We start from the raw sequence: 23,478 nt of genomic DNA, 5'->3' as shown, positions 1-23,478 counted from the left end.
GCGCCTCGGAGATCCGCAGCGCCTGCTCCACGCCGTACTCGTCCAGCTCCGACAGAAGGCCGTCCACACCCTCCCGGTCGGTGGTGTGGTCGTCCGCGAAACGACGGTCACCCGTCGCGTCCGGCACGTACTTCACACAGACAACGATCCTCAAGCTCATGAGCGGTTCTCCTGATACGGGTGCACTGGTCCATGGCCTCAGGTCATGCCCAGGGTACTGAGTGCCAAGTCCGGCCCGGCCGCGCCGCACGCGGAGCGGGCGCCACCTGGACCGGCATGCCGTGTCGGCTCTCTTCGACTGGCGTCAGAGGCTCGCCTCAGAGAATACGGCACTCAGTACCCCGCGTAAAGGAACTCAGTACCCTTCACCCGTCGCCGGCGAGCCCGAGGGCTCCCCGGGCGCCCGCGAGCATCGTCCAGGACCCCGCGCGGAATCCACCGGACCCTCCGGGCGGGCCTCCGCCGGGGCCACCCGTCCGGCGGCTCCCGACCGGGCCAAACGCTCGCGGCGTGCTGCGGCCATCACGCCCTGCGTGCTACCTTGCTTTGCATGGTAGCTGGCAATGCAAGCATCCCTGCGGCGGACGGGCCCGTGGCGAGCCAACTCCGCAAGGGGGTGCTGGAGTACTGCGTCCTGGCCCTGCTCCGGGACGGACCCCGCTACGGCGTGGAGCTGCTGGCGGAGCTCGCCCGGGTCGAGGTGATGGCCACCAGCCAGGGCACGATCTACCCCCTGCTGTCCCGCCTCCGGCGGACCGGGCTCGCCGACACCCACCTACGGGACTCCGAGAGCGGGCCGCCGCGCAGGTACTACACGCTGACCGACGCCGGCCGGAGCGCACTGGAGGAGTTCACCACGAGCTGGCCCTCCTTCCGCGCCGCCGTCGACCACTTCCTCACCCCTGGAGAGACGCCGTGACGGACACCCTCGCCCATCCCCTCGTACGGGACTACCTCTCCTCGGTCGAGGCGCTGACGGCCGCGCTTCCCGAGCTCCACCGCCGGGAGCTGCTGGCGGACCTGCGCGAGCACATCGAGGTGGCACTGGCGGACGCCGGCCACCTCGACGGGGACGGCGTGCGCGGCGTCCTGGACCAGTTGGGGGCGCCCGGCGAGATCGCGGCGGCCGCGCTGGCGGAGGAACCGGGCGACGACCGGCCGGTGCCGGAGAGCGGCGGGCGGACCGCGGTCACCGCCGCCCTGATCGCCGTACCGCTGCCGGCCGCGCTCGTCCCGGTGATCGGGGCGCCGCTGGGACTGGTCGCCGCGGTCGTCGGGCTCGTCCGGCTGTGGAAGTCCCCGCAGTGGTCCCGGCGGGAGAAGCGGGAGGCGACGCTGCTCGCGCTCTCGCCCGTCCTGGTCCTCCCGGTGGTCGCGGCAGTGCTCTCGGTGGTGCTCGGCGGCCTGAGCGCGCGCACGGTGACGATCGCGCTCCTGGTGACCCTGGCCCTCCCGGTGGTGGCGGCCGCCCGGCTGGTCCGCTCGGCCGCCCGGCTCCGCTAGGGCAGGTCGGACAGGCTCCGGCCGACCAGGGCGACGGCGGCCTCGGCCGTGTAGAGACGGAAGGTCAGCGACTCCTGGAGGTAGAGGTCGACCGAGTCGGCGGTGTGGGAGAGGTAGCCGACCGAGATGTCCTGGCCCAGGACGAGTTCGAAGTCGCCGCCACGGGCCGACAGCAGGAAGGCGCCCTCGATGGCCGGGGCCCAGATGATCTCGCCGTCGAGGAGCCGGGCGATGTGCGCCGCCACCGGGTAGCCGTGGTCGCTGGTCTCGCTGACCGCGGTGAAGGCGTCGGCGCCGAGCAGCAGCGCGTAGGGCCCGCCGACTCCGGCGAGGCGCAGCGCGGAGAGCGCCCTCGCCACCGCGTTCGGGTATTCGCGGACATCCGCCGGGAGCTGGATCGCGGGGTTGCTCGCACCGGCGCGGATGCCCTCGATGGCGGCGGCCCGGTACCCCTCGAAGACGGCGCGGTCCTCGGCGAGGGCGATGGTGCGGGCCGCGTCCTTGACCGGCTGCCAGTCGGAGTCGCGGGAGCCGCGCTCGACGTCGTCGACGGCGGCGCGGCTGACGGTGAAGGGCACCCGGAGCTCGACGACGGGCTGGGAGTCGCGGGCGTGGGCGAGCACCCCGTCGGCGGGCGGGGTGATGCCGGTCAGGTGGCCGGTGCCGACGGCGGCGAGGGTGGTGCCCTCGGGGCCGCTCAGGTCCACCACCCGGCGGCCGGCGATGTGGAGCTTGAAGGTCTGCCGGGCCTCCTCCTCGATCTCCTCCCAGGCCGCGGCGGAGACGGGGGCCAGGTCGCGGTGCAGATTGCTCATGACGAAGGGGTCCCTTTCAGGCTGCCGATGCCGAGCGAGCCGTCGGCGGCGGAGGGGGCGGTGGCGGTACTGGCGGTGGCGGTGGCGGTACTGGCGGTGGCGGCACGGGCGGTGGCGGCACTGGCGGCGGTGACCTCGGCCGGGGCGCCGGCGGGAGCGGGCGCGGCCGGCGGCCCGTCGAGGAACTCGGCGGTCGGGACGTAGAAGAGCGAGCCGGTCACCGCCGTGGAGAAGTCGAGCAGCCGGTCGTGACTGCCCGGCGGGCGGCCGACGAACATGTTGCGCAGCATCTCCTCCGTCACCTCGGGCGTGCGCGCGTAACCGATGAAGTACGTCCCGAACTCGCCGCCGCCGTCGAAGGATCCGAACGCCATGTTGAAGCGCATGATCTGCCGCTCCTCACCGTCGGGGCCGGTGATCGTGGTGAGGGCGACGTGCGAGTCGGCGGGCTTGGTCGCGTCGTCCAGCTCGATGTCGGTGAGCTTGGTGCGGCCGACGGCCCGTTCCTGCTGCTCCACCGGGAGGGTGTTCCAGGCGGTGAGGTCGTGCAGGTACTTCTGGACGACGACGTAGCTGCCGCCGGCGAACCCCGGGTCCTCCGCGCCGACCACCACGGCCGCCGCGGCCGCCCGCCCCTCGGGGTTCTCGGTACCGTCGACGAAGCCCAGCAGGTCGCGGTCGTCGAAGTAGCGGAAGCCGTGGACGGAGTCGACGACGGTGGCGGCACCGGACAGCCGGCGGGTGAGCTGGCCGGCCAGTTCGAAGCAGAGGTCCAACCGGGTGGCCCGCAGGTGGAGCAGCAGGTCGCCGGGGGTGGCGGGGGCCCGGTGACGGGCGCCCGCCACCTCCCGGAACGGGTGGAGCCCGGCGGGTCTGGGGCCGGCGAAGAGGCGGTCCCAGGCGTCGGAGCCGATGCCGGTGACGCAGGTCAGCCCGGCGTCGGGGGCCCGGAAGCCGACCGAGCGCCGCAGGCCGGCGAGGTCGGGCAGCAGGTCGCGGACGGCCTGCTCACCGCCGGGGTCGATGGTGAGCACCAGGAAGATCGCGACGTTGGTCAGCGGGGTGAGGACGGCCTGCGGCTCTCCGGCGGGCGCGTTCGGGCTGTCGGGCGGCATGACGGTCTCCACCTCAGGGTTCCCGCGTGCTTCCCCGCCCGGTCCGGCGGTCCGCGACCGGACGGCCGGCGGGGCGGAGCGGCTCCGCGCTCGGAGCATGACGGACCGGCAGTGATCTGATCATGTGTACGATTACACCGCATAGTGGACATGAGGGCGCGATCAACACGCACCCGTCCGGCCCAGCGCCACGGCCCGGCGGACGCCCCCGTGAGGGGCGGGCCACTCGGCCCGCCCCTCGTCCCGCTCCGGCTCTCGTCCCGCTCCGGCCGTCGCCCGTTCGTGCCGTCAGGCCCGGAGGGCGGCCAGTTGCTCGGCGAACGGCACCACGGCCGGCGTGTCGGCCGGTGACGGCGCCGCCGTCGGCGGGCGGCCGGCCAGCAGGGTGGCCAGCTCGCCGGCCGCCCGGTCGATCCGGCCCGGCAGGCCGTCGGTGTGCCGGTCCCCCGTCGCGCCCCAGTCGTCCGTCGCCGCGTACACCGCGGTGGGGACGACCACCGAGCGCAGGTAGGCGAAGAGCGGCCGGACGGCGTGCTCCAGGGCGAGCGAGTGCCGGGGAGTGCCGCCGGTGGCGGCGATCAGCACCGGCTTCCCGGCGAGGACGTCGTGGTCGATCACGTCGAAGAAGGACTTGAACAGGCCGCTGTAGGAGGCGGTGAAGATCGGCGTCACGGCGATCAGGCCGTCGGCGCGCGTCACCGCCTCGACCGCCTCGCGCAGGGCCGCGCCCGGGAACCCGGTCACGAAGTTGTGCGCGATGTCGGTCGCGAGGTCCCGCAGTTCGATCACCGTGACGTCCACCGCGCCGCCTGCCGCGCCGAGCTGACGGACCGTCGCCTCGGTGAGCCGGTCGGCCAGCAGGCGCGTCGAGGACGGCTTGCTCAACCCGGCGGTCACCACCGCCAGTCGGTACGCGCTCACTCGGCCACCTCCGTCGTCTCCTCCTGCGCGGCGAGTTCGGCCGCGACCCGGGCCGCGTGCGTCGGCCCGTCCGGGACGCCCGCCGGGCGGCCCTTGGCGAACTCCTCGCGCAGCACCGGCACGACCTCCTCTCCCAGCAGGTCCAGCTGCTCCAGCACGGTCTTCAGCGGCAGGCCGGCGTGGTCCATCAGGAACAGCTGGCGCTGGTAGTCGCCGAACGACTCGCGGAAGGTCAGCGTCTTCTCGATGACCTCCTGCGGGCTGCCCACGGTGAGCGGGGTCTGCTCGGTGAACTCCTCCAGCGAGGGGCCGTGGCCGTACACCGGCGCGTTGTCGAAGTACGGGCGGAACTCGCGCACCGCGTCCTGCGAGTTCTTCCGCATGAACAGCTGGCCGCCCAGCCCGACGTAGGCCTGCTCCGCCGTGCCGTGCCCGTAGTGGGCGTAGCGCTCGCGGTAGAGGTCGACCAGCTTCTGGAAGTGCTCCTTGGGCCAGAAGATGTTGTTCGCGAAGAAGCCGTCACCGTAGTAGGCGGCCTGCTCGGCGATCTCCGGGCTGCGGATCGAGCCGTGCCAGACGAACGGCGCGACGCCGTCCAGCGGGCGCGGGGTGGAGGTGAAGGACTGCAGCGGGGTGCGGAAGCGGCCCGACCAGTCCACCACGTCCTCGCGCCAGAGCTGGTGCAGCAGCGCGTAGTTCTCGACCGCCAGCGGGATGCCCTGGCGGATGTCCTTGCCGAACCACGGGTACACCGGGCCGGTGTTGCCGCGGCCCATCATGAGGTCGACCCGGCCGTCCGCGAGGTGCTGGAGCATCGCGAAGTCCTCGGCGATCTTCACCGGGTCGTTCGTGGTGATCAGCGTGGTCGAGGTGGAGAGGATGATGCGTTCGGTCCGCGCGGCTATGTAGCCGAGCATGGTCGTCGGCGAGGACGGCACGAACGGCGGGTTGTGGTGCTCGCCGGTCGCGAAGACGTCCAGGCCGACCTCCTCGGCCTTGCGGGCGATGGCCACCATCGCCTTGATCCGCTCGTGCTCGGTCGGGGTGCGGCCGGTGGTCGGGTCGGGGGTGACGTCGCCGACGGTGAAGATTCCGAACTGCATGCTGCTCACCACACTCCTGGTGAATCCCGGGGCGCGGGATCCGATCGTCAAAGTTTCAACCACCTTAGCACCGGCCGATCCGCCGGTATTCCCCTGCGCGCCCCGCGGGCCGCCCAGGACCGCACGGGTGCGGGGCCGTACCGGCACACGGGCCGGGCAGGCCTTGAGGGCCCCGGGGCGGACCGGGCGGTTTCCCGGGTCGGCGGGACAATGGGAGGAGCAAGGACGGCCGACCCGGAGTCCCGGAAGGGCGGCGAGCCGATGGCGGCCTACATCGCGGTGAGTGCGCTGAGCCACGAGGGCCTGGTGCGCGAACACAACGAGGACAGCCTGACGGTCGGGCCGTGGACGCTCTGCGCGACCGTGACCGGCAACCCGCAGACCCTGCTCTTCCCGACCGGACCGCCCTGCGTGGTCGCGGTGGCGGACGGGCTCGGCGGGCACCCGGGGGGCGAGGTGGCGAGCGCGCTGGTGGCCCGGCGGCTGGCCACCGCCGGACCGGGCCTGGAGGGCGAGGAGACCGTCCGGGAGGCCCTGCAGTCCTGCAACCAGGCGGTGTACGCCGCGGCGGCCGAGGATCCGGAACTCGCCGCGATGGGCACGACGGTGGCGGGTGTGGTGCTGCTCCCCGAGCGGATCGTCGCCTTCAACGTCGGCGACAGCCGGGTCTACCGGGTGGAGCGGGACGGCCTGCGCCGGATCAGCGTGGACGACAGTCCGCCGCCGGCCCCCGGGCGGCGGACCACCTCGCTGATCACCCAGTCGCTCGGCGGCTCGTTCGGCCTGACCTTCGTCGAACCGCCTGTGCGCGGCATGCCACTGGCCCCCGGTGACCGGTACCTGGTGTGCAGCGACGGCCTGACCGATCCGGTGCCGGAGGAGGAGCTGTCGGCGCTGCTGACGGGCTCCGCCGAAGGGTCGGAACGGGCCGACGGGCGCGCGGTCTACGACCTCTGGAGGGCGGCGATCGAGGCCGGCGGGCCGGACAACATCACGATGGCCCTGGTCCGGGTCGCCGGGTAGCCCCGGCGCGAGCCGCCGCCGGGCCCGCGCGGGAGGCCCCGGCGGAGCGCCGCACGCGCTCCCCCGGGGCCTCCGGTCATCCGGGGCCGATCAGAACTCGGCCTTGATGTTCGCGCCGCCGAAGCCCTGCTGGGCGTAGAGGCTGGCGTAGACGTAACCCGCGGGCGGGTTGTCGATGGTGAGGGTCTCGGTGTTGTTGGAGGCGTTGACCGACCGGGCCGTGTAGGCGTTGGTGTACGCCCACGAGGCGGTGTTGAAGTAGAGGTCGGCGTTGCCGGTGCCGCCGGTGCTCGTCAGCTTCAGCTGCTTCGTCCCGGCCGGGATGTAGAGGTAGAAGTGGGCGTAGTTGCCGGTGGTCGCCGCCAGGTTGCTCCGCCGGCAGTTCCGGTCGAGCAGGCGGGTGTCGGCGGCGGAGCACTCGGGCATCCGCGAGACGGTGACCGCCCGGCTGGTGCTCGCGGTGGCGCCCTTGTCGTCGGTCACGGTCAGGGTGACGGTGTAGGTGCCGTCCGCGCCGTAGGTCTTGGTCGGGTTGGCGGCGGTGGAGGTGGTGCCGTCACCGAAGTTCCACGCGCGGGAGGCGATCGTGCCGTCCTTGTCGGTGGAGCGGTCGACGAAGGTGACGCTCAGCTCGCCGGTCGCGGTCGTGAAGGCCGCCGTGGGCGCCTGGTTGCCGCCCGGGTCGGTGCCGGTGCCGCAGGAGCCGGCCGCGCAGGCGGTCAGCCAGGCGTCGAAGTCGGCGTTGTAGCGGGTGCCGATGGTGGAGGTCAGGTAGCCGCGGGCGCCGTTCCAGTCCCCGGCGCGGTACTTGGCGAGCACCGCGTCCATGTCCGCGCGGTGCTTCTCCAGCATGTAACGGACGGCCAGGTAGCCCCAGTTGTAGACGCGGGTCTGGTCGGCGTTGTCGTACGTGGTGTCGAAGAGCGTGCTCAGGCTGTAGGTGTGCAGGCCGGCGGCGGACATCGCCGCGTCGTACGACACCTTGCGGTACGAGTAGGAGACGTACTCGGCGAAGCCCTCGACCCACCAGACGGTCGGCGTGGTCATCCCGGCGTTGAAGTCGCCGGCCATGTCGAACCGGCCGTCCAGGTAGTGGGTGTACTCGTGGTTGAGGTTCCAGATCTGGAAGTCCGGACGCACCCACTCGGCCTCGTAGGCGAGGAAGCGCGGCTGGTTGCCGACCGCGGCCGGGTCGCCCTCCAGGTACATGCCGCCGTTGTTGGTGTTGATGCCGTAGATGATCGCGGCGAACACGCCGTAGTCGAAGCGGCCGTGGAAGACCACGACCTCGATGGTGGTGTTCCGGTCGTTGGCCACCGGGCCGCCGTCGCGGACCACGGAGTGGAAGTAGGCGTCCTGGCCGGTCAGGCTGGTGCAGGCGGTGGACAGCTGGGTGGAGTCCAGGGCCTGGGCGAGGATCTTGATGCTCGGGCTGCAGGTGTAGCTGACCGTCAGATTGGCCGCCTTGAGGCGGTTGGCGGCGTCGCAGGTGCCGTAGTACGAGCAGTTGGCGGCGTCGTAGGCGGCCGTCATCTCGGCGGCGGCGGCCCACTGGTAGGCGGTGCGGCCGCCGACCGATGACTGGTCGACCAGGCCCTTGACCAGCGGGCGGTCCTTGGCCTGCAGCGGGGCGTACTGGAGGAAGCGGCCCATCTCGCGGGTGGCGTTGTAGACCAGGAAGCCGTAGTCACCGCCGAGCAGGGCGTTGTTGGCGCCGGCGAAGCCGTACAGCGAGTCCAGCACGCTCGGGTCGGCCTGGACGGCCGAGACGAAGGCGGGGATCTGGTGGCCGCGCCACAGCACGGTGAAGACGCCGTTGAGGGCGTTCCCCATCCCGGCCGGGTTGTGGGTGGCGGCGTTGTAGTCGGCCAGCATGCGCTTGACGACGTACAGGTAGCGGACGTTCTCCTGCGCGCTGTCGATCAGTACGACGGCCTCGCCCAGCGTGCCCGAGTTGTCGGAACTCACGTCACGCGAGTGGGAGTTGGCGAAGAAGGTGTCCAGCGCGCCACGGATCGCGGCCTGCAGGGCGGTGCCGTAGGTGCCGACGTCGGCGGGGTGGTACCACTGCACGAAGTAGCCCGCGCGCAGGAAGAGCACCAACTGTCCGGCGGAGGTGGTGTTGTTGCCGGGGTAGGCGGCGGCGGTGTCGCGCAGGGCGTTGGCCACGGTGACCATCTGCGCCTCGCGGAAGGCCTTGTTGGCGTCGGTGCCGGTGAGCGTGAACAGCTGGTTGACGCAGCCGAGTTCGGCGGACTTGATCTGCTGGACCAGGGCGCTGCCGGTGCGGCTGGTGAAGTCGCCGACGTTGCAGGCCGCGGCGGTCACGGCGGCGGACTGCTGCCCGGCGGACTTGGCCGACGTGGCGGCCGCCCCCGTCGAGGCGGCGTCCGCGGGCGCGGTGGCCGAGAGCGGGGCGCGGTCACTGGCGGGGACGGACCGGTTCTGGCCGTCGCCCTGCGCGGCGGCGCCGATGCCGGGCTGCGGGGCCGGACCGGCCGCCGTGGCGGACGGGGCGCCGCCGGGCTGCGGCGGGACCGGGGCAGGGGCGGCCTGGCCGCGCGGGGCGAACAGGCCGAGCGCCAGGAGCATCGCCAGGGCGATCGTCACCAGCCTGGCCAACTGAGGCAGTGGTGAAAAAGGTCGTGCGGTTCTCACGTGGGGGCCTCCGGGCCTTCTTCAACCGCGCTGGGGAGACGCGGCCTTGACGGGAGTGAGGACCGTTGCGACGGCGCCGTGGGGCGGCTCCGTCGTGCACACGGTGGGGAGTGTGACATGTACAATGGCATACATCACATGACGTGTGAAGCCCCTGGACACCGGCCTTCGGGCCGGACCCCCGGGCAGACTCCCCGGACCGGTGACGACGAACGGCCGTTGGGCCGAGGAATCGACTTCCTCGGCCCAACGGCCGTTCTCCTACCGGGAGCTGAGCGGCCGGCAGCCGCGCACGTCACCGTGCGGGCCGGACGGCCCCGCGGGTCCGGGCAGGTCAGGCAGGTCGGACGGATCGGGCGGTCCGCCCCCCGGACCCCGGACCCGGGCGGATCACTTGCGCAGCAGCAGGATGACGCCGGCGGTGACCAGGCCGACCACCACCGCGGCCGCGCCGTACGCGAGCCGGTGCGCGCGCAGGACGGGCAGGAAGCGGTCCACGGCGTACCGGCCGGGCCCGGTCAGGGCGAGCGCGGCGGCGCCGGCGGTGAGCAGCAGCTCGTACTCGCTGCCCTTGGGCGCGAAGAAGCCGCCGCCCCAGGTGACGGCGAGCGCGTTGACCATGGTGCCCAGGATGGCGGCCGCGGCCAGCGGGGTCAGCAGGCCGACGGCGAGCGCGAGGCCGCCGAAGGTCTCGGTGAGGCCGGCGACCACGGCCATGGCGTCGCCGGCCGGGTAGCCGCTCATGGTGAAGAACTGACCGGTGCCGTCGAGGCCACCGCCGCCGAACCAGCCGAACAGCTTCTGACTGCCGTGCGCGGCCATGGTCAGGCCGAGCGCGAGGCGCAGCAGGAGCAGGCCCGCGTCATAGGCGTGCGGCGAGGTCAGCGCGGGCTCGGGGGCTACCCGGCCCGGGAGGACGGTGGCGGTGGTGGGGGCGGTCGTGCTCGGGCTGGTGCTCGGCATGCGCGTCTCCATCGATCGGGGTCGGTCGAAGCAAAAGGGTCACGGACGGTTACGGACGAACCGGTCGTTCAAATTCGAACCGTCGCCGTTCGACCGTACCTGGGAGTTCGAATTTGAACAACCGGCGCGAGTGCGGAGTGAGCGAACGGGCACGCGGACCGGCCGACCGGTACGTGGCAACCGGTCGCGCCCGGCCGGGCACCGGGGCAGGGTGGAGGCATGGCTCACACGGAATTCCAGCGACCGGCCCGGCCCGGCACCCCGTACGCCGAGGCGCTGGCGGCCTTCGGCGAGCGCGTCCGGCTGGTCGGGCCCGACCGGTGGGACGCGCCCACTCCGTGCACCGACTGGTCGGTGCGGGACCTCGTCAACCACCTCACCGGCGAGCAGCTCTGGGTGCCCGAGCTGCTGATGGGCTCGACCGTCTCCGAGGTCGGCGGCCGGTTCGACGGCGATGTCCTCGGCGCCGACCCGGCCGCCGCCTGGACGGCCGCCGCCGAGGCCGCCCGCACCGCGTTCGAGGTGCCCGGCGCCACCGAGCTGACCGTCCACCTCTCGTTCGGCGACGCCTCCGGTCAGTACTACCTGGACCAGCTCACCGCCGACACCGTCGTCCACACCTGGGACCTCGCCGAGGCGATCGGCCGGGGCACCCGGCTGCCGGACGGCCTGGTGGAGTTCGCGCTCGGCGAGCTGGCCGGGTACGGGGACCTCTCCGGCAGCGGAGTGTTCGACCCGCCGCTGCCGGTGCCGGACGGCGCGAGCCCGCAGACCCGGCTGCTCGCCCTCGCCGGCCGCCGCGACCGCCCCTGACCCGTGACACCCAGGGTCCCCGGCCGGTCACCCGGGGTGGTACGACCGGCCCGACCGGTGCCGGACGCCGGATACTGGAGGTGTTCGGGGGGATCACCGGACGAGAGGCGGGCGCGCCATGAGCCGCAGGCCTGACATCCTCGGCGAGTTCACCGCCGACCACCGGGCGGTGACGGAGCTGCTCGCCCGGATCGAGGCCGCGCCGGACGGCGCGCCCGAGCGCGGCGAGCTGGTCGGGCAGCTGACCGACCTGCTGTTCGCCCACTGCGCCGCCGAGGAGGAGTACCTGTTCCCGGTCGTCCAGCACGATGTGCCGGACGGCGGGGCGGTGGTGTTCACGAGCATCCACCAGCACCTCGCGATCGGCCAGTACCTCTCCGACCTGCAAGGGGTCGGACCGGGTGAGCCGGCCTTCGCCACGCTGTACCAGGGCCTCGCCGACGCCGTCCGCCGGCATCTGGCGGTGGAGGAGGAGCAGGTCTTCCCGCTCGCCCGGAAGGCGCTGCCGGCCGCCGGCCGGGCCGAACTCGGCGAGCGGCTGCGGGCCGGGCGGCGGGAGGCAGCCGAGCCGGGGCCGTAGCCGCGCCGGCCGGTCAGGGCCCGCCGCGGGCCCGAGGGCGCCCGGCGGCCCTACGGCGGTGCGGGCCTCAGGCCTTCGGACTGATCACCGCGAAGCGGCCGCCCTCCGGGTCCCGGAGGCGGGCCACCCGCCCGTACGGCGAGTCGAAGGCCGCCCCGAGGCCCGAGCCGCCGAGTTCCTCCGCCCGGGCGAGCGCCGCGTCGGTGTCCGGCACCGAGAACGACACCTCCCAGTGCGGTGACAGCCCGGTCGGGCCGCCCGCCTGCTCCCTGGCGAGGGCCGCCACGCTGTGGCCCTCGGCCCGCAGCACCACCCGGTCGTGCTCCCAGCGCACCTCGAAGTGCTCCGGATCGCGGCCGTCCCAGCGGAACACCTCGCCGTAGAAGAGCGCGGCCGCGAACGGGTCCGGCGTGCGCAGCTCGATCCAGACCGGCGCGCCCGGCAGGTCCAGGCGCCGGGCCCGGCCCAGCGGGCCCTCCCAGATCCCGAACACCGCGCCCGCCGGGTCCGCGGCGAACGCGACCCGCCCGGCGTCGAAGGCCAGCGGGCCCACCGCCAGGGTCGCGCCGCGCTCACGGACGGCGTCGGCGGCGGCATCGGCGCTCTCCGTCCCGAAGTAGCTGGTCCACGCCACGGGCATCTGCCAGGCACCGCCGGCGACCCCCAGACCGGCCACCGCCTCGCCGCCGGCCACCGCGTGCACGTACGGGCCGAAGCGGTCCGGTCCGGGCTGGAACTCCCAGCCCAGCAGCGGCCCGTAGAACGCCTTCGCCGCGTCGAGATCACGCGCCATCAGGCTCACCCAGCACGGAACGGCCGCCACGCAGCGCACCTTGGCGGTCTCACCGCTGCCCATCGCGCACCTCCTCGGCGCCCGGCCGCCGGGCCCCTCCCGACTCCCACGGCCTACCGGCCGCCCGGGCGGGTTCAGCCTAGGCCGACATGCCGACCCGGGCACGCCGCGGCGCGCAGGGGCGACGGCGCTCGCGCGGGCCGCCGGGCGTGCGGCTACCGCCCGGGCGCGGGCGGCTACCCGGCGTGACGGCGCCGCTCGGGTCCTGCGGGCCGGGTCGGCCGGCGGGCGGGTGCGGTCACCGGCGCCTCCCCCGCCGGTCGCCGACCGGGCCCTGGAGCCGGGCGACCAGGTGGAGGCGGTCGTCCGCCGCGGTGTCGGCGGGCCGGGCGCCCTCGGTCCAGGGCGGTTCGGTGCGCGGACCGGGCCGGTCGTAGAGGTCGAGGACGGTGAAGCCGTGGGCGGCGAGCAGACCGCGCAGCTCCTGCGGGAAGAGCAGCCGCCAGGCCGAGTGCTGCACGACGGCCGGGGCGCCGTCGTCGCTCGTCCAGGTCCGGGTGCGGCGCAGCAGCTGGGCGGCGTGGTCGATCCGGAGCACGGTGTGCGAGGTGTGGGTGACGCCGTCGTGCGTGACGCGGTCGGTGCGCGGGGCGTCGAGGAGGTCGGTGCGGCCGAGGAAGAAGGCACCGTTGCGCAGCTCGGCGACCAGCAGGCCACCCGGGCGCAGGTGGCGGCGGAGCCGGCCGAACAGCGCGTCGAGGTCCTCGTTGGTGTGGCAGTAGAGGAGGGCGCTGTCCAGGCAGAGGACGGCGTCGAAGCGGCCGGGCAGGCGGAAGGTCCGCATGTCGCCGACGTGGTAGGCGGGCCCGGGGTGGTGGGTGCGGGCGTGCCGGATCATCGCCTCCGAGCTGTCGACGCCGGTCACCGCCCGCCCGGCGGCGCGGTGCAGCCAGCCGGCGTCCCGGCCGGTACCGCAGCCGAGGTCGAGCACCTCGGGCCCGGCGCGGTGCTCGCGGAGCACCGACTCGGCCCACCGGGCGGCGAGAACCCCGGGTCGGGGAAGCGGAGTTCGTAGAGCTCCGGGGTGTCGGTGAGCAGGTTGTGGCCGGTCATCGGGCCTCGCTGGGGAGTGGGCGGGCGGGGGCGGGCGGCGGCCGGTGGCGCGTCATCGCCCGGCGGCCGGGGCCGGGCGGACGCCGAGCCCGGCCCGGGCCGGGGTGCGGACGACGCCGTCGCTGCCGCCGATGCCCTGCCAGGGGTCGTGGGCGAGCAGCAGGTGCCCGTCCAGGTCGATCCAGCGGGCCCGGTCGGCGAGGTGGACGGCCGGGGCGATGCCGAGCGAGCTGGCGACGAGGCAGCCGAGCATCAGCTCGGTGCCGCTGCCCCGCAGGGCCGCCCGGATGCGCAGCACCTGGTGCACGCCGCCGCATTTGGCGAGCTTGAGGTTGACCCCGTGGACGCGCCCGGCGAGCCGGCAGGCGTCCTCGTATCCGACGGCGTCCTCGTCGGCGATCACCGGGACCGGTGAGCGTTCGGCGACGGCGGCCAGCGCGTCCGGACGGCCGGGGGCGATCGGCTGCTCGACGGCCTCGACGCCGACGGCGGCGAAGGCCGGGAGGAGCCGGTGGGCCTGCTCCTCCGTCCAGGCGCCGTTGGGGTCGAGCAGCAGCCCGGCCCCGGGGGCGGCCTCGCGGACGGCGCGGACCCGGGCGAGGTCGTCCGCGGGATCGGCGGAGCCCGCCTTGACCTTGAGCACGGTGAACCCGGCGGCGGCCAGCCGGGCGGCCCGGTCCGCGGCCCGGTCGGGCGGCTCGATGCCGATGGTGCGGGCGGTGGCGACGGCCACCGGCTCCGGCCGGCCGAGCAGCCGGTGGACGGGCTCACCGGCCCGCCGGCCGGCCAGGTCGAGCAGGGCGGCCTCGACGGCGGCCAGCACCCCGGCCGACAGCTCCTTGAACGGGGCGGCGCCGCGGCGGAGTTCGGCGAGCGCCTGGTCCGGATCCGGCAGGCGCTCCAACGCCGGTCGCAGCTCGGCGAGTTCACGCCGGATGAGCTCGGTGGGCTGGCGCAGGTAGCCGCTGGCGACGGCCTCGCCGCGGCCCGTGAGGCCGTCGTACCGCAGGGCGACCAGGACGGCGTCGCGCTCGGCGGTCACCGAGCGGGAGATCCGCAGCGGTTCGGCGAGCCGGAGCCGTACGGTGCGTACGTCGAGCCTCATCGGCCCTCCCCGGGGCGGTCCGTGGGGTCGGGGAGGGCCGGGCGGTCGGGGCGGACGGCCGGGCCGCCGTGCCCGGTGCGCCAGCGCGCCCAGCCGGTGACCTCGACGGCGGCGGGGTGCGGGATCTCGATCGGGCGCGGCGCGGCGTGCTCCGCCCCCAGCCCGTGCCGCCGGCAGAACGCGTCGTCGTAGACGGTGCCCAGGTAGCGGTGCGGACCGTCGGGGAAGACGGTGGCGACGGCGGCGCCCGGCTGCACCCGGGCGGCCCAGGCGGCGACCAGGGCGACGGCGCCGGTGCTCCAGCCCCCGCTGACGAAGGCCCCGCGGGCCAGCCTGCGGCAGGCGTCCACGGCCTCGGCCGGGCCGACCCAGTGGATCTCGTCGAAGGCCTGGTGGGCGACGTTGCGTGGGTGGATCGAGCTGCCGAGTCCGCGCATCAGCCGGGGCCGGGCGGGCTGGCCGAAGATGGTCGAGCCGACCGAGTCGACGCCGATGATCCGCAGGGCCGGCCAGCGGCGGCGGAGCGGTTCGGCCAGCCCGGCGCTGTGGCCGCCGGTGCCGACGCTGCACACCAGCACGTCCAGGTGGTCGAGCTCGGCGGTGATCTCCCGGGCCATCGCCCGGTAGCCGGCCGCGTTGTCGGGGTTGTTGTACTGGTCCGGCCAGTAGGCGCCGGGGAGTTGGTCGAGCAGGGTGCGCAGCCGGGCCAGCCGGGCGGCCTGCCAGCCGCCGTACCGGGCCGGCCGGTCGACGAGCTCCAGCCGGGCGCCGTAGGAGTGGAGCAACTGGCGCATGGACGGTTCGAGTTCGGCGTCGCCGACCAGGACGACGGGGTGGCCGAGGGCCTGACCGGCGAAGGCGAGGCCGATGCCGAGGGTGCCCGAGGTGGACTCCACCACCGTGGCGCCGGGCCGGAGTTCACCGCGTTCGTGGGCGCCGCGGAGCATGGCGACGGCGGACCGGGCCTTCATCCCGCCGGCGCCGAGGCCCTCCAGCTTGGCCCAGAAGCCGGGGTGCGGGTGCGGCAGCGGGGTGCTGATCCGGGCGAGCGGGGTGCGGCCGAGCAGCGGCAGCAGGTCGGGGTTGCCGAGGGCCGCGGGGGCGAGCAGCGTGGTCACCGGCCACCGCCGTCCGCCCGGCCGGCCGGCGGGTGCCCGCCGTACAGGTGGAGCGGGCTGGGGCCGCCGTCGAGCCAGAAGAAGGGGTAGGGCTCGGCGCTGACGGCGCTCACGCCGTCGCCGAGCAGCCGGGGCAGCACGGCGCTGCCGGTCTGGGCGAAGAGCACCAGCGGCTTGCCGGTGGCGCGGGCGTGCGCGAGCAGCGGGTCGAGCGTGCCGTTGCCGAGGGTCATGCCGGAGGCGAGGATCGCGTCGCACTCGTCGAGCCGGGCGGACGCGTCGGGGTGGACGCTCTCGCCCCACTCGGTGGTGCCGCCGACGAGGTCGCAGGCCAGGTACCCGAGGCCGCGCGAACGAAGCTGCTCCAGAAGGGAGTTGACCACGCCGACGACCAGCACCCGGCCGGTCGTCGCGGCCGGGAGCAGGCCGACGACGGCGCGCGCCCGGGCCCGGGACTTCGCCAGCGAGTCACCGGCCGGAACGGTCACCGGCCGGGCGCCGTGGGCCGGGCCGTGCGGGCGGCAACGCATCAGGTAGGCGTCGAGCGCGGCGACCCGGACCGGTACGAGCGGGTGGTCGAGCAGTTCGGCGACGGACGCGCCGACGCAGTCGGTGAGCGCCTCGGCGGGCAGCTCGCCGGGTTCGACCGCGCAGGAGCCGACGGCCGCGCCGAGGCGCAGGCTGAGTACCTCGTTGCGGTAGCCGCGGGCGCGTCCGGCGTGCCGCACGGCCTGCGTGGTGGTGAAGGCGAGGGCGATCCGCTGCCCGGCCGGGTCAGGCCCGTACGCTCCGGCGCGGGCCCGCCCGGCGATCCGGTCCAGGGCCGTACCGGGGAGGGTGGTGGTCATCCGGACACCGCCGCCCCGGCGGCGCGGTCGGACCGGAGGGGTGCGGGCGGGCCCTTCGACCCGGCGGGCCCCGCGTCCGGGCCGTCGGCGGTGTAGCGGGGGGTCAGCCCGGCGATCAGCCGCTCGGCCTCCCGGCGGGCGCCGGTGCCGCCGGTGTCGGTGGTCATCACATGGCCGAGGTACTCGTTGTTGCTGGTGGCGGGCCGGACGTCGCGCCCGGGGGCGGCGAGGGCCAGCTCGACCACGGCGCCGTCACGCCGGACGGCCGGTTCGCCCTCGAAGCCCTCCAGCAGGCCGGTCTGCCCCTCCGCCGGGACGAGGAAGGCGATCGCGGCGCTGCTGACCCCGGTGCGGTGGACGGTCAGGTCGGGACGGCGGCCGAGCGCGAGGTCAACGCAGGCGGCGGCGAGGTCGACGCCGGTGACCCGGCGGACCAGCTCGGTGATCCGGTTGCCGGCCGGGCGGGGGTTGACCTCCACCACCCGTGGCCCGGTCGGGGTCAGTTTGATCTCGGTGTGCGCGACGACCCGGTCCAGGCCGAGGGCGGCCAGCGCGGCGACGGCCGTCCCGGCCGCGGCGGCCGTGTCTTCGGCGCTCAGCACGGCGGGGAACATGTGGCCGGTCTCGACGAAGGCGGGCGCACCGCCAACGCTCTTGTCGGTGACCCCGACCACCACGGTGTCGCCGTCGGCGCAGACGGTCTCGACACTGACCTCCGGGCCGGTCAGCAGCTCCTCCAGCAGGACGACGGGGGCCCGGCGCTGGCCGCGGGCGTTGACCGGGAAGGCCTCCAGGGCCCGGAGCGCGGAGGCCAGTTCGCGTTCGTCCGCGACCGCGCGGACGAGCATCCCGGCGCAGAGGTCCACCGGCTTGACCACCAGCGGGAAGCCGAGCTCCCGGGCGGCGGCCAGGGCCTGCTCCCGGTCGGCGCAGAGCGCGTACGCGGGCCCGGGGACGCCGGCCGCGGCGAGCGCGCGGCGGGTGAGGTCCTTGCGGCAGGCGGCGGCGACGGCCTCGGGCGACGGCCCGGGCAGCCCGAGCCGGCGGGCGACCCGGGCGACCAGCGGCAGGTAGTAGTCGCAGGAGGAGATCACCCCGTCGAAGCCGAGCACCCCGTGCAGCCGCTCGACGTACGGGAGCAGGGCGGCGGGATCGTTGGTGTCGGCGGTGAGCACGTTCTCCGCGGCGAGCAGCGGGTGCGGGCCGTCGGTGGGCGCCTCCCGCAGGTAGTGGTGCAGGTCGCGGGTGAGGAAGGTGAAGCGGTGGCCGCTTTCCCCCAGGGCCCTGGGCAGCAGTCTGCTCATGGAGCCGACCCAGCTTTCGATCACCAGCAGATGCGCCACGGATCTCCCTCTCGACGACGCGCGCGGCAAGCCGGTCCGACGTGCCGAAGGCGACCGTAACGGCATTCGTTTTCATTTTCAACACGCTCGCACGGCTTCTCCGACAGGGCGTCAGATGACATTCGTTTTCAGGTACGGTGACGGGGACCCAGCCCCGACCCGACCCGTGGAGCCCTCCGATGGACCGTCCGGATGCCTATGCGATCAGGCACGCCCTGCCCGAGGACGTGCCCGGTGCCCGCCGGCTGATCCTGGACACCTTCTACCGCGAGTTCGGCTACGGCTACGTCCCCGACTGGCACGCCGACGTGGTCGACCTCCAGGCGCACTACCTCGACCACCCCCGGCACGCCCTGCTGGTCGCCACCCGGGACGGTGAGGTGGTCGCCACCACCGCACTGCACTCCCGCGGGCCAGTCCACCCGCCGCACCCGCGCGAGCTGGCCGAGCGCTACCCCGACGGCACCACCGCCCAGCTGGTCCGGGTCTACGTCCGGACCGAGCACCGCCGGCACGGACTGGCCCGGGAGCTGGTGCGCCGGGCATGCGAGTTCGCCGTGGACGAGGGCGGCTACCGGCACCTCTACCTGCACACCAACGCCGCCGTCCCGGGCGCCGAGGCGTTCTGGCGCAGCCTCGCCGAGGAGGTCCACGACGCCCGCCCGAGCGGCGAGCACGGCCCCGGGGTGGCCACCGTCCACTTCGAGATCCCGCTGCGCCGGCCGGCGCCGGTCTGACGCCGCACTTCCACCCTGCGGATGGATGTGACGCAGGTCACATTCAGCGGGGAATTTCCGGGGACCGAATCCCCGTTTGCTCCTTCGTAGGCCTAAACGGGGAAAGTTTCCCCGCTATGCTGGGAGGAGCGAGAAGTGAGCAGCACCGTCACCGCGGCGACCCGCACCGCGGAGCCCGTCCGCACGCCGAAGCTGCGCGCGGACGCGACTCGCAACCGTGAGCGGATCCTGCTGGCGGCGCGGGACGCCCTCGTCGAGCACGGCGCGGACGCGCCGCTGGACGAGATCGCCAAGCGGGCCGGCGTGGGCAACGCCACGCTGTACCGGAACTTTCCGGACCGCTCGGCGCTGATCCGCGAGGTGGCGCTGCTCATCAAGGGCCGTATCCTGGCCATCGCCGAATCGGCGACGGCGGAGGCTTCCGGCCCGTTCGACGCCCTCCAGCGGTTCGCGCACGCCACGGTCGAGGAGAAGATGGGCGCCCTGTGCCCGATCCTCACCAACCGGGTCGACCCCTTCGATCCGAACCTGATGGACGCGCGCGAGCGACTGGTGACCGCCGTCGACGACCTCATGGCACGCGCCAAGGAGGCCGGCGAACTGCGGCCGGACGTCGACCCCGGTGACCTGTTCATCGCGATGAGCCAGCTCACCCGCCCCCTGCCGGGCACCTCCTGCCAGTTCCTGGACGGCTTCGTCCACCGGCACCTGCAGCTGTTCCTGGACGGCCTGCGGGCGCCCGCCCGCTCGACCCTGCCCGGCCGGGCCGCGACCTTCGAGGACTTCCACCCCGAGCACTGACCCGCAGCGCCGAGCGCTGACCGACGGCCCGCCGGTCCACTGCCGCACCGGCGGCCGGGGCCGACCGTGCCCGCCCGCACGCCCGACTTTCCCCTGATCCGTACGCACCGCACCCCGAAGTGAGTACTCCCATGCCAAAAACCGACGCCCTGCCGGCCACCCAGCCCGATCCGCGGCGCTGGAAGGCCCTGATATTCATCGGCCTCGCCCAGCTGATGGTCGTCCTCGACGCCACCATCGTGAACATCGCCCTGCCGTCGGCCCAGAAGGACCTCGGCATCACCGACGGCAACCGCCAGTGGGTGATCACCGCCTACGCGCTGGCCTTCGGTGGCCTGCTGCTGTTCGGCGGCCGGATCGCCGACCTGTGGGGCCGTAAGCGGACCTTCGTGGTCGGCCTGACCGGCTTCGCCCTCGCCTCCGCGCTGGGCGGCGCCGCCGCCAACACCGCCATGCTGCTCGGCGCCCGCGCCCTGCAGGGCGTGTTCGGCGCCCTGCTCGCCCCGGCCGCGCTCTCGCTGCTGGCCGTGATGTTCACCGAGGCCAAGGAGCGCGCCAAGGCGTTCGGCATCTACGGCGCCATCGCCGGCGGTGGCGGCGCGATCGGCCTGATCCTCGGCGGCCTGCTGACCGAGTACATGAACTGGCGCTGGACCTTCTTCGTCAACATCCCGTTCGCCGTGGTCGCCGCCGTCGGCGCCGTCATGGTGATCCGCGAGCCCGCCCAGGGCCGCAACCGCAACCGCCTGGACATCCCCGGCGTGCTGCTGGTCACCACCGGCCTGGTCTCCCTGGTCTACGCCTTCACCCGCGCCGAGTCGGACGGCTGGAGCTCCGGCACCACGCTGGGCCTGTTCGCCGCCGCCGCCGTGCTGCTGGCCGCGTTCGCCGTGGTCGAGATGAAGGTCAAGGCGCCGCTGCTGCCGCTGCGGGTCGTCCTGGACCGCAACCGCGGCGGGGTCTACCTGTCGCTCGGCCTGGCCGTGATCGGCATGTTCGGCCTCTTCCTCTTCCTGACCTACTACCTGCAGATCGTGCTCGGCTACAGTCCGGTGCTCACCGGCGTCGCCTTCCTGCCGATGGTGGCGGGCATGATCACCGGCTCGACCCAGATCGGCGCCCGGCTGATGACCCGCGTGCCGGCCCGCTACCTGATGGCGCCCGGCTTCCTGGTCGCCTCGGTCGGCATGCTGATCCTGACCCAGATCGGCCTGGACACCTCCTACCCGGCGCTGATCCTGCCCGGTCTGATCCTGATGGGCCTCGGCATGGGCACCGCGTTCATGCCCGCGATGAGCCTGGCCACGCACGGTGTCGAGCCCCGCGACGCGGGTGTCGCCTCCGCCATGGTCAACACCTCGCAGCAGGTCGGCGGCGCCATCGGCACCGCGCTGCTGAACACCATCGCGGCCAGCGCCACGGCGACCTGGCTGGCCTCCCACGCCACCGCCGTGACCAGCCCGGCCGCGGCCCAGGCGGCGCAGTTCCAGGGCATGGTGCACGGCTTCTCGACCGCGATCTGGTGGTCCTTCGGCATCCTGGTCGCCGCCGCGGCGATCGCCTTCACCCTGATCAACGCCGGTCGCCCCGACCAGGCGGCGACGGGGTCGGGTGCGGTGGAGAGCAACGAGGTGCCGGTGCTGGTGCACTGACCCTCCGGGGTACACACAAAGGGTGCGTAGCGGCCCGTCCGGTGTTTCGACACCGGGCGGGCCGCTCGCCGTTTCCGGGGCACTCGCCGTTTCCGGCGCGCTCGCCGATTCCGGGTCGCCGTGGAGGCGACAGCGGCACCCCGGGTAGAAACGGGGAGCTGGCCCCGTTTACTCTGGTCCCAGCTCGAAGCGGGGAACGATCCCCGCTTCATGGACCGAGGTGCGTGGAAATGACCCGGAATCAGAACCCCGGACGCGGCCGGCGGGCCGCCGACTGGGCGGACGGCCGGCTGGGGGTCTACACCCTGGCCAGAGCGAACGTGCGCAAGATCTTCCCGGACCACTGGTCCTTCATGCTGGGCGAGATCTGCCTCTACACCTTCGTCATCATCATCCTGACCGGCGTCTGGCTCACGCTGTTCTTCAAGCCCGGCATGGGCGAGGTGATCTACGACGGCTCGTACGTCCCGCTCAAGGGCGTGCCGATGTCGGAGGCCTACGCCTCGACGATGGACATCAGCTTCGAAGTCCGCGGCGGGCTGCTGATCCGGCAGATCCACCACTGGGCGGCCGTGGTGTTCGTCGCGGCGATGTTCGTGCACATGATGCGGGTGTTCTTCACCGGGGCGTTCCGCAAGCCGCGCGAGATCAACTGGCTGTTCGGCTTCCTGCTGCTCTTCCTCGGCCTGCTGGACGGCTTCTTCGGCTACTCACTGCCCGACGACCTGCTCTCGGGCACCGGCATCCGCTTCGTCGAGGGCGTGGTCCTGGCCCTCCCGCTGGTGGGCAGCTACGTCCAGACGTTCCTGTTCGGCGGCGAGTTCCCCGGTCACGACATCGTGCCGCGGTTCTTCACCGTCCACGTGCTGCTGATCCCCGGCATCATGCTCGGCCTGCTGGTCGCGCACCTGATCCTGGTCTTCTACCACAAGCACACCCAGTGGGCGGGCCCCGGCCGGACCGAGCAGAACGTCGTCGGCATGCCGCTGATGCCGGTCTACCTGGCCAAGGCCGGCGGGTTCTTCTTCCTGGTCTTCGGCATCATCGCGCTGATGGCGGCCGTCGCCTCGATCAACCCGATCTGGGCCTACGGCCCGTACCGCCCCGACCAGGTGTCCACCGACGCGCAGCCGGACTGGTACATGGGCTTCGCCGAGGGGCTGATCCGGGTGATGCCCGGCTGGGAGGTCGGCCTGTGGGGGCACACCCTCAACCTGGGCGTGCTGATCCCGTTCACGCTCTTCCCGGTGATCCTCGGCGCGATCGCGGTCTACCCCTTCGTCGAGTCCTGGCTGACCGAGGACGCGCGCGAGCACCACCTCCTGGACCGCCCGCGCAACGCCCCCGTGCGCACCGCACTCGGCGCGGCCTGGATCGCGCTCTACCTGGTGATGCTGATCGGCGGCAGCAACGACCTGGTCGCCACCCGTCTGCACCTGTCGCTGAACTCGATCACCTACGCCGTCCGGGTGGGGTTCTTCGTGGTGCCGGTGGTGGTCTTCGTGATCACCAAGCGGTGGTGCCTGGGCCTCCAGCGGCGCGACCGGGACAAGGTGCTGCACGGCCGGGAGACGGGCCTCATCAGGCGGCTGCCGCACGGCGAGTTCACCGAGGCGCACGCCCCGCTCGCGCCGGCGGAACTGCACCGGCTGACCGCCCACGAGCAGCCCCGCCCCCTCGAACTACCGGCCCCGGTGGACGAGAATGGGGTGGCCCACCCGGTCGGCGCGCTCACCCGCGTCCGCGCGAGGCTCTCCCGCGGACTGCACGGCGAGGGCGCCAGGATCCCCCGGCCTACCGCCGAGGAGTACCACGAGATCACCGGCGGCCACGGTCACTGAGCCGCCAGCTCCGGCGCCGCGGCAACGGACCGCGCCCGGCCCCTGGACAGGGAGGACATCGTGCACGACCGTACCGACCGGCTGGCCGACACCAGATACCTCCTGCTCACCACCTTCGACGAGGACGGCAGCCGGCTGCGCTCGGCGATCTGGGTGGTGGCGGACGGCACGGCGCTCGGCATCTGGACCCCCGCCCACTCCGGCGAGGCCGAGCGGATCCGCCGCCACCCCCGGGTGCTGGTCGGCCCCTGCGACGCCCACGGGCGCCCGACCGGGCGCCAGCTGCCCGCGCGGGCGACGGTCTGCGACCCGGACGACACCGCGCGCTACCGCACCTCGCTGATCAACAAGTACGGCATGACCGCCCTGATCGCACTGGCCCGCAGCCGGTTCCGGCTCGGCCTGTCGGGGACGGTCGGCATCCGGATCACGCTCAGCCGGGTGGAGCAGCGGCTGGTAGGGCCGGAGTGGCAGCTGCCGACGTCGTACTGCCCGAACTGAGAGGCCGCGAGGCGGACGACGGCGGTGCCGGGACCGGCCTCGGTCCCCACCGAGGAGACGGAGGGCTGGCAGCTCGCCGACCCCACGACCGCCCTCGTCTTCGCCTTCCACACCCGGGTCTCCCAGGCCTGG

21 protein-coding genes and 2 pseudogenes are annotated in these 23,478 nt (G+C 73.8%); 10 read left to right on the top strand and 13 right to left on the bottom strand.

The window, feature by feature from the left end:
• A pseudogene (locus ABZ497_RS34075) lies at window positions 1-160 on the bottom strand (electron transfer flavoprotein subunit beta); the annotation flags it as partial.
• Between the two features lie 390 nt (window positions 161-550).
• Between ABZ497_RS34075 and ABZ497_RS34070 the strand changes: the two are divergent.
• On the top strand, window positions 551-919 hold the full coding sequence (locus ABZ497_RS34070) for a PadR family transcriptional regulator (protein WP_329486972.1): 369 nt from the start codon (window positions 551-553) through the stop codon (window positions 917-919).
• Window positions 916-1,503: a hypothetical protein gene (locus ABZ497_RS34065; RefSeq protein ID WP_359811319.1), complete on the top strand. Its 588-nt coding sequence runs from the start codon at window positions 916-918 to the stop codon at window positions 1,501-1,503. Before ABZ497_RS34070 ends, ABZ497_RS34065 begins: the two co-directional genes overlap by 4 nt.
• Here the strand turns inward: ABZ497_RS34065 and ABZ497_RS34060 are convergent.
• From ABZ497_RS34060 to ABZ497_RS34045, 4 genes are all read right to left on the bottom strand, one after another.
• A complete protein-coding gene (locus ABZ497_RS34060; RefSeq protein WP_329486974.1) occupies window positions 1,500-2,318 on the bottom strand; it encodes a family 1 encapsulin nanocompartment shell protein in 819 nt (272 codons plus the stop codon). The genes ABZ497_RS34065 and ABZ497_RS34060 overlap by 4 nt on opposite strands.
• Window positions 2,315-3,433 (bottom strand): Dyp-type peroxidase, encoded by a 1,119-nt coding sequence (locus ABZ497_RS34055; protein WP_359811316.1) that lies wholly within the window; start codon window positions 3,431-3,433, stop codon window positions 2,315-2,317. The genes ABZ497_RS34060 and ABZ497_RS34055 overlap by 4 nt, the downstream gene beginning before the upstream one ends.
• A 288-nt stretch (window positions 3,434-3,721) precedes the next feature.
• Entirely contained in the window at window positions 3,722-4,354 is a 633-nt protein-coding gene (locus ABZ497_RS34050; protein WP_359811314.1) for an FMN reductase, read from the bottom strand.
• A complete protein-coding gene (locus ABZ497_RS34045) occupies window positions 4,351-5,457 on the bottom strand; it encodes an LLM class flavin-dependent oxidoreductase (RefSeq protein WP_359811311.1) in 1,107 nt (368 codons plus the stop codon). Before ABZ497_RS34045 ends, ABZ497_RS34050 begins: the two co-directional genes overlap by 4 nt.
• A 261-nt stretch (window positions 5,458-5,718) precedes the next feature.
• Here ABZ497_RS34045 and ABZ497_RS34040 point away from each other — a divergent pair, with 261 nt between their 5' ends.
• Window positions 5,719-6,480: a protein phosphatase 2C domain-containing protein gene (locus ABZ497_RS34040; RefSeq protein ID WP_359811308.1), complete on the top strand. Its 762-nt coding sequence runs from the start codon at window positions 5,719-5,721 to the stop codon at window positions 6,478-6,480.
• Between the two features lie 90 nt (window positions 6,481-6,570).
• Here the strand turns inward: ABZ497_RS34040 and ABZ497_RS34035 are convergent, their stop codons facing one another.
• Complete coding sequence (locus ABZ497_RS34035) at window positions 6,571-9,072, bottom strand: collagenase (protein WP_359811322.1); 2,502 nt, start codon at window positions 9,070-9,072, stop codon at window positions 6,571-6,573.
• Window positions 9,073-9,528: 456 nt separating this feature from the next.
• Window positions 9,529-10,101: a DoxX family protein gene (locus tag ABZ497_RS34030; protein ID WP_359811306.1), complete on the bottom strand. Its 573-nt coding sequence runs from the start codon at window positions 10,099-10,101 to the stop codon at window positions 9,529-9,531.
• 219 nt (window positions 10,102-10,320) lie between these two features.
• Between ABZ497_RS34030 and ABZ497_RS34025 the strand changes: the two genes are divergently transcribed.
• Both ABZ497_RS34025 and ABZ497_RS34020 read left to right on the top strand, forming a co-directional pair.
• The gene (locus ABZ497_RS34025) at window positions 10,321-10,914 is read left to right on the top strand and encodes a TIGR03086 family metal-binding protein (RefSeq protein ID WP_359811303.1); all 594 of its coding nucleotides are present in this window, start codon (window positions 10,321-10,323) and stop codon (window positions 10,912-10,914) included.
• Window positions 10,915-11,032: 118 nt separating this feature from the next.
• Window positions 11,033-11,494 (top strand): hemerythrin domain-containing protein, encoded by a 462-nt coding sequence (locus tag ABZ497_RS34020; protein ID WP_359811301.1) that lies wholly within the window; start codon window positions 11,033-11,035, stop codon window positions 11,492-11,494.
• 67 nt (window positions 11,495-11,561) lie between these two features.
• Here ABZ497_RS34020 and ABZ497_RS34015 read toward each other — a convergent pair whose 3' ends face one another.
• The 6 genes and pseudogenes from ABZ497_RS34015 to ABZ497_RS33990 form a co-directional block, all read right to left on the bottom strand.
• On the bottom strand, window positions 11,562-12,350 hold the full coding sequence (locus ABZ497_RS34015) for a VOC family protein (protein ID WP_359811299.1): 789 nt from the start codon (window positions 12,348-12,350) through the stop codon (window positions 11,562-11,564).
• A 235-nt stretch (window positions 12,351-12,585) separates the two neighbouring features.
• Window positions 12,586-13,400: pseudogene (locus ABZ497_RS34010) on the bottom strand (class I SAM-dependent methyltransferase).
• Between the two features lie 52 nt (window positions 13,401-13,452).
• On the bottom strand, window positions 13,453-14,505 hold the full coding sequence (locus ABZ497_RS34005) for a dipeptide epimerase (protein WP_359811297.1): 1,053 nt from the start codon (window positions 14,503-14,505) through the stop codon (window positions 13,453-13,455).
• A complete protein-coding gene (locus ABZ497_RS34000; RefSeq protein ID WP_359811294.1) occupies window positions 14,502-15,623 on the bottom strand; it encodes a pyridoxal-phosphate dependent enzyme in 1,122 nt (373 codons plus the stop codon). The genes ABZ497_RS34005 and ABZ497_RS34000 overlap by 4 nt, the downstream gene beginning before the upstream one ends.
• Window positions 15,620-16,471, bottom strand: coding sequence for a DUF364 domain-containing protein (locus ABZ497_RS33995; protein WP_359811292.1), 852 nt, complete (start codon window positions 16,469-16,471; stop codon window positions 15,620-15,622). Before ABZ497_RS33995 ends, ABZ497_RS34000 begins: the two co-directional genes overlap by 4 nt.
• Entirely contained in the window at window positions 16,468-17,814 is a 1,347-nt protein-coding gene (locus ABZ497_RS33990; protein ID WP_359811289.1) for an ATP-grasp domain-containing protein, read from the bottom strand. Before ABZ497_RS33990 ends, ABZ497_RS33995 begins: the two co-directional genes overlap by 4 nt.
• A gap of 179 nt (window positions 17,815-17,993) precedes the next feature.
• On the opposite strand from ABZ497_RS33990, the gene ABZ497_RS33985 reads away from it, so the two are divergent.
• The 5 genes from ABZ497_RS33985 (at window position 17,994) to ABZ497_RS33965 (ending at window position 23,346) form a co-directional block, all read left to right on the top strand.
• A complete protein-coding gene (locus tag ABZ497_RS33985) occupies window positions 17,994-18,551 on the top strand; it encodes a GNAT family N-acetyltransferase (protein WP_359811286.1) in 558 nt (185 codons plus the stop codon).
• Between the two features lie 135 nt (window positions 18,552-18,686).
• Window positions 18,687-19,352, top strand: coding sequence for a TetR/AcrR family transcriptional regulator (locus ABZ497_RS33980; RefSeq protein WP_359811284.1), 666 nt, complete (start codon window positions 18,687-18,689; stop codon window positions 19,350-19,352).
• Between the two features lie 131 nt (window positions 19,353-19,483).
• The gene (locus tag ABZ497_RS33975; protein WP_359811282.1) at window positions 19,484-21,004 is read left to right on the top strand and encodes an MFS transporter; all 1,521 of its coding nucleotides are present in this window, start codon (window positions 19,484-19,486) and stop codon (window positions 21,002-21,004) included.
• Between the two features lie 230 nt (window positions 21,005-21,234).
• On the top strand, window positions 21,235-22,845 hold the full coding sequence (locus ABZ497_RS33970) for a cytochrome bc complex cytochrome b subunit (RefSeq protein WP_359811279.1): 1,611 nt from the start codon (window positions 21,235-21,237) through the stop codon (window positions 22,843-22,845).
• A 60-nt stretch (window positions 22,846-22,905) separates the two neighbouring features.
• On the top strand, window positions 22,906-23,346 hold the full coding sequence (locus ABZ497_RS33965) for a PPOX class F420-dependent oxidoreductase (RefSeq protein ID WP_352296051.1): 441 nt from the start codon (window positions 22,906-22,908) through the stop codon (window positions 23,344-23,346).
• The last annotated feature ends 132 nt before the right edge of the window (window positions 23,347-23,478 follow it).

This window comes from Kitasatospora sp. NPDC005751 (assembly GCF_040630835.1).
GTDB lineage: Bacteria > Actinomycetota > Actinomycetes > Streptomycetales > Streptomycetaceae > Kitasatospora.
The sequence above is the reverse complement of the archived record's forward strand: the minus strand, read 5'-3'. Positions and strand labels throughout refer to the sequence as shown.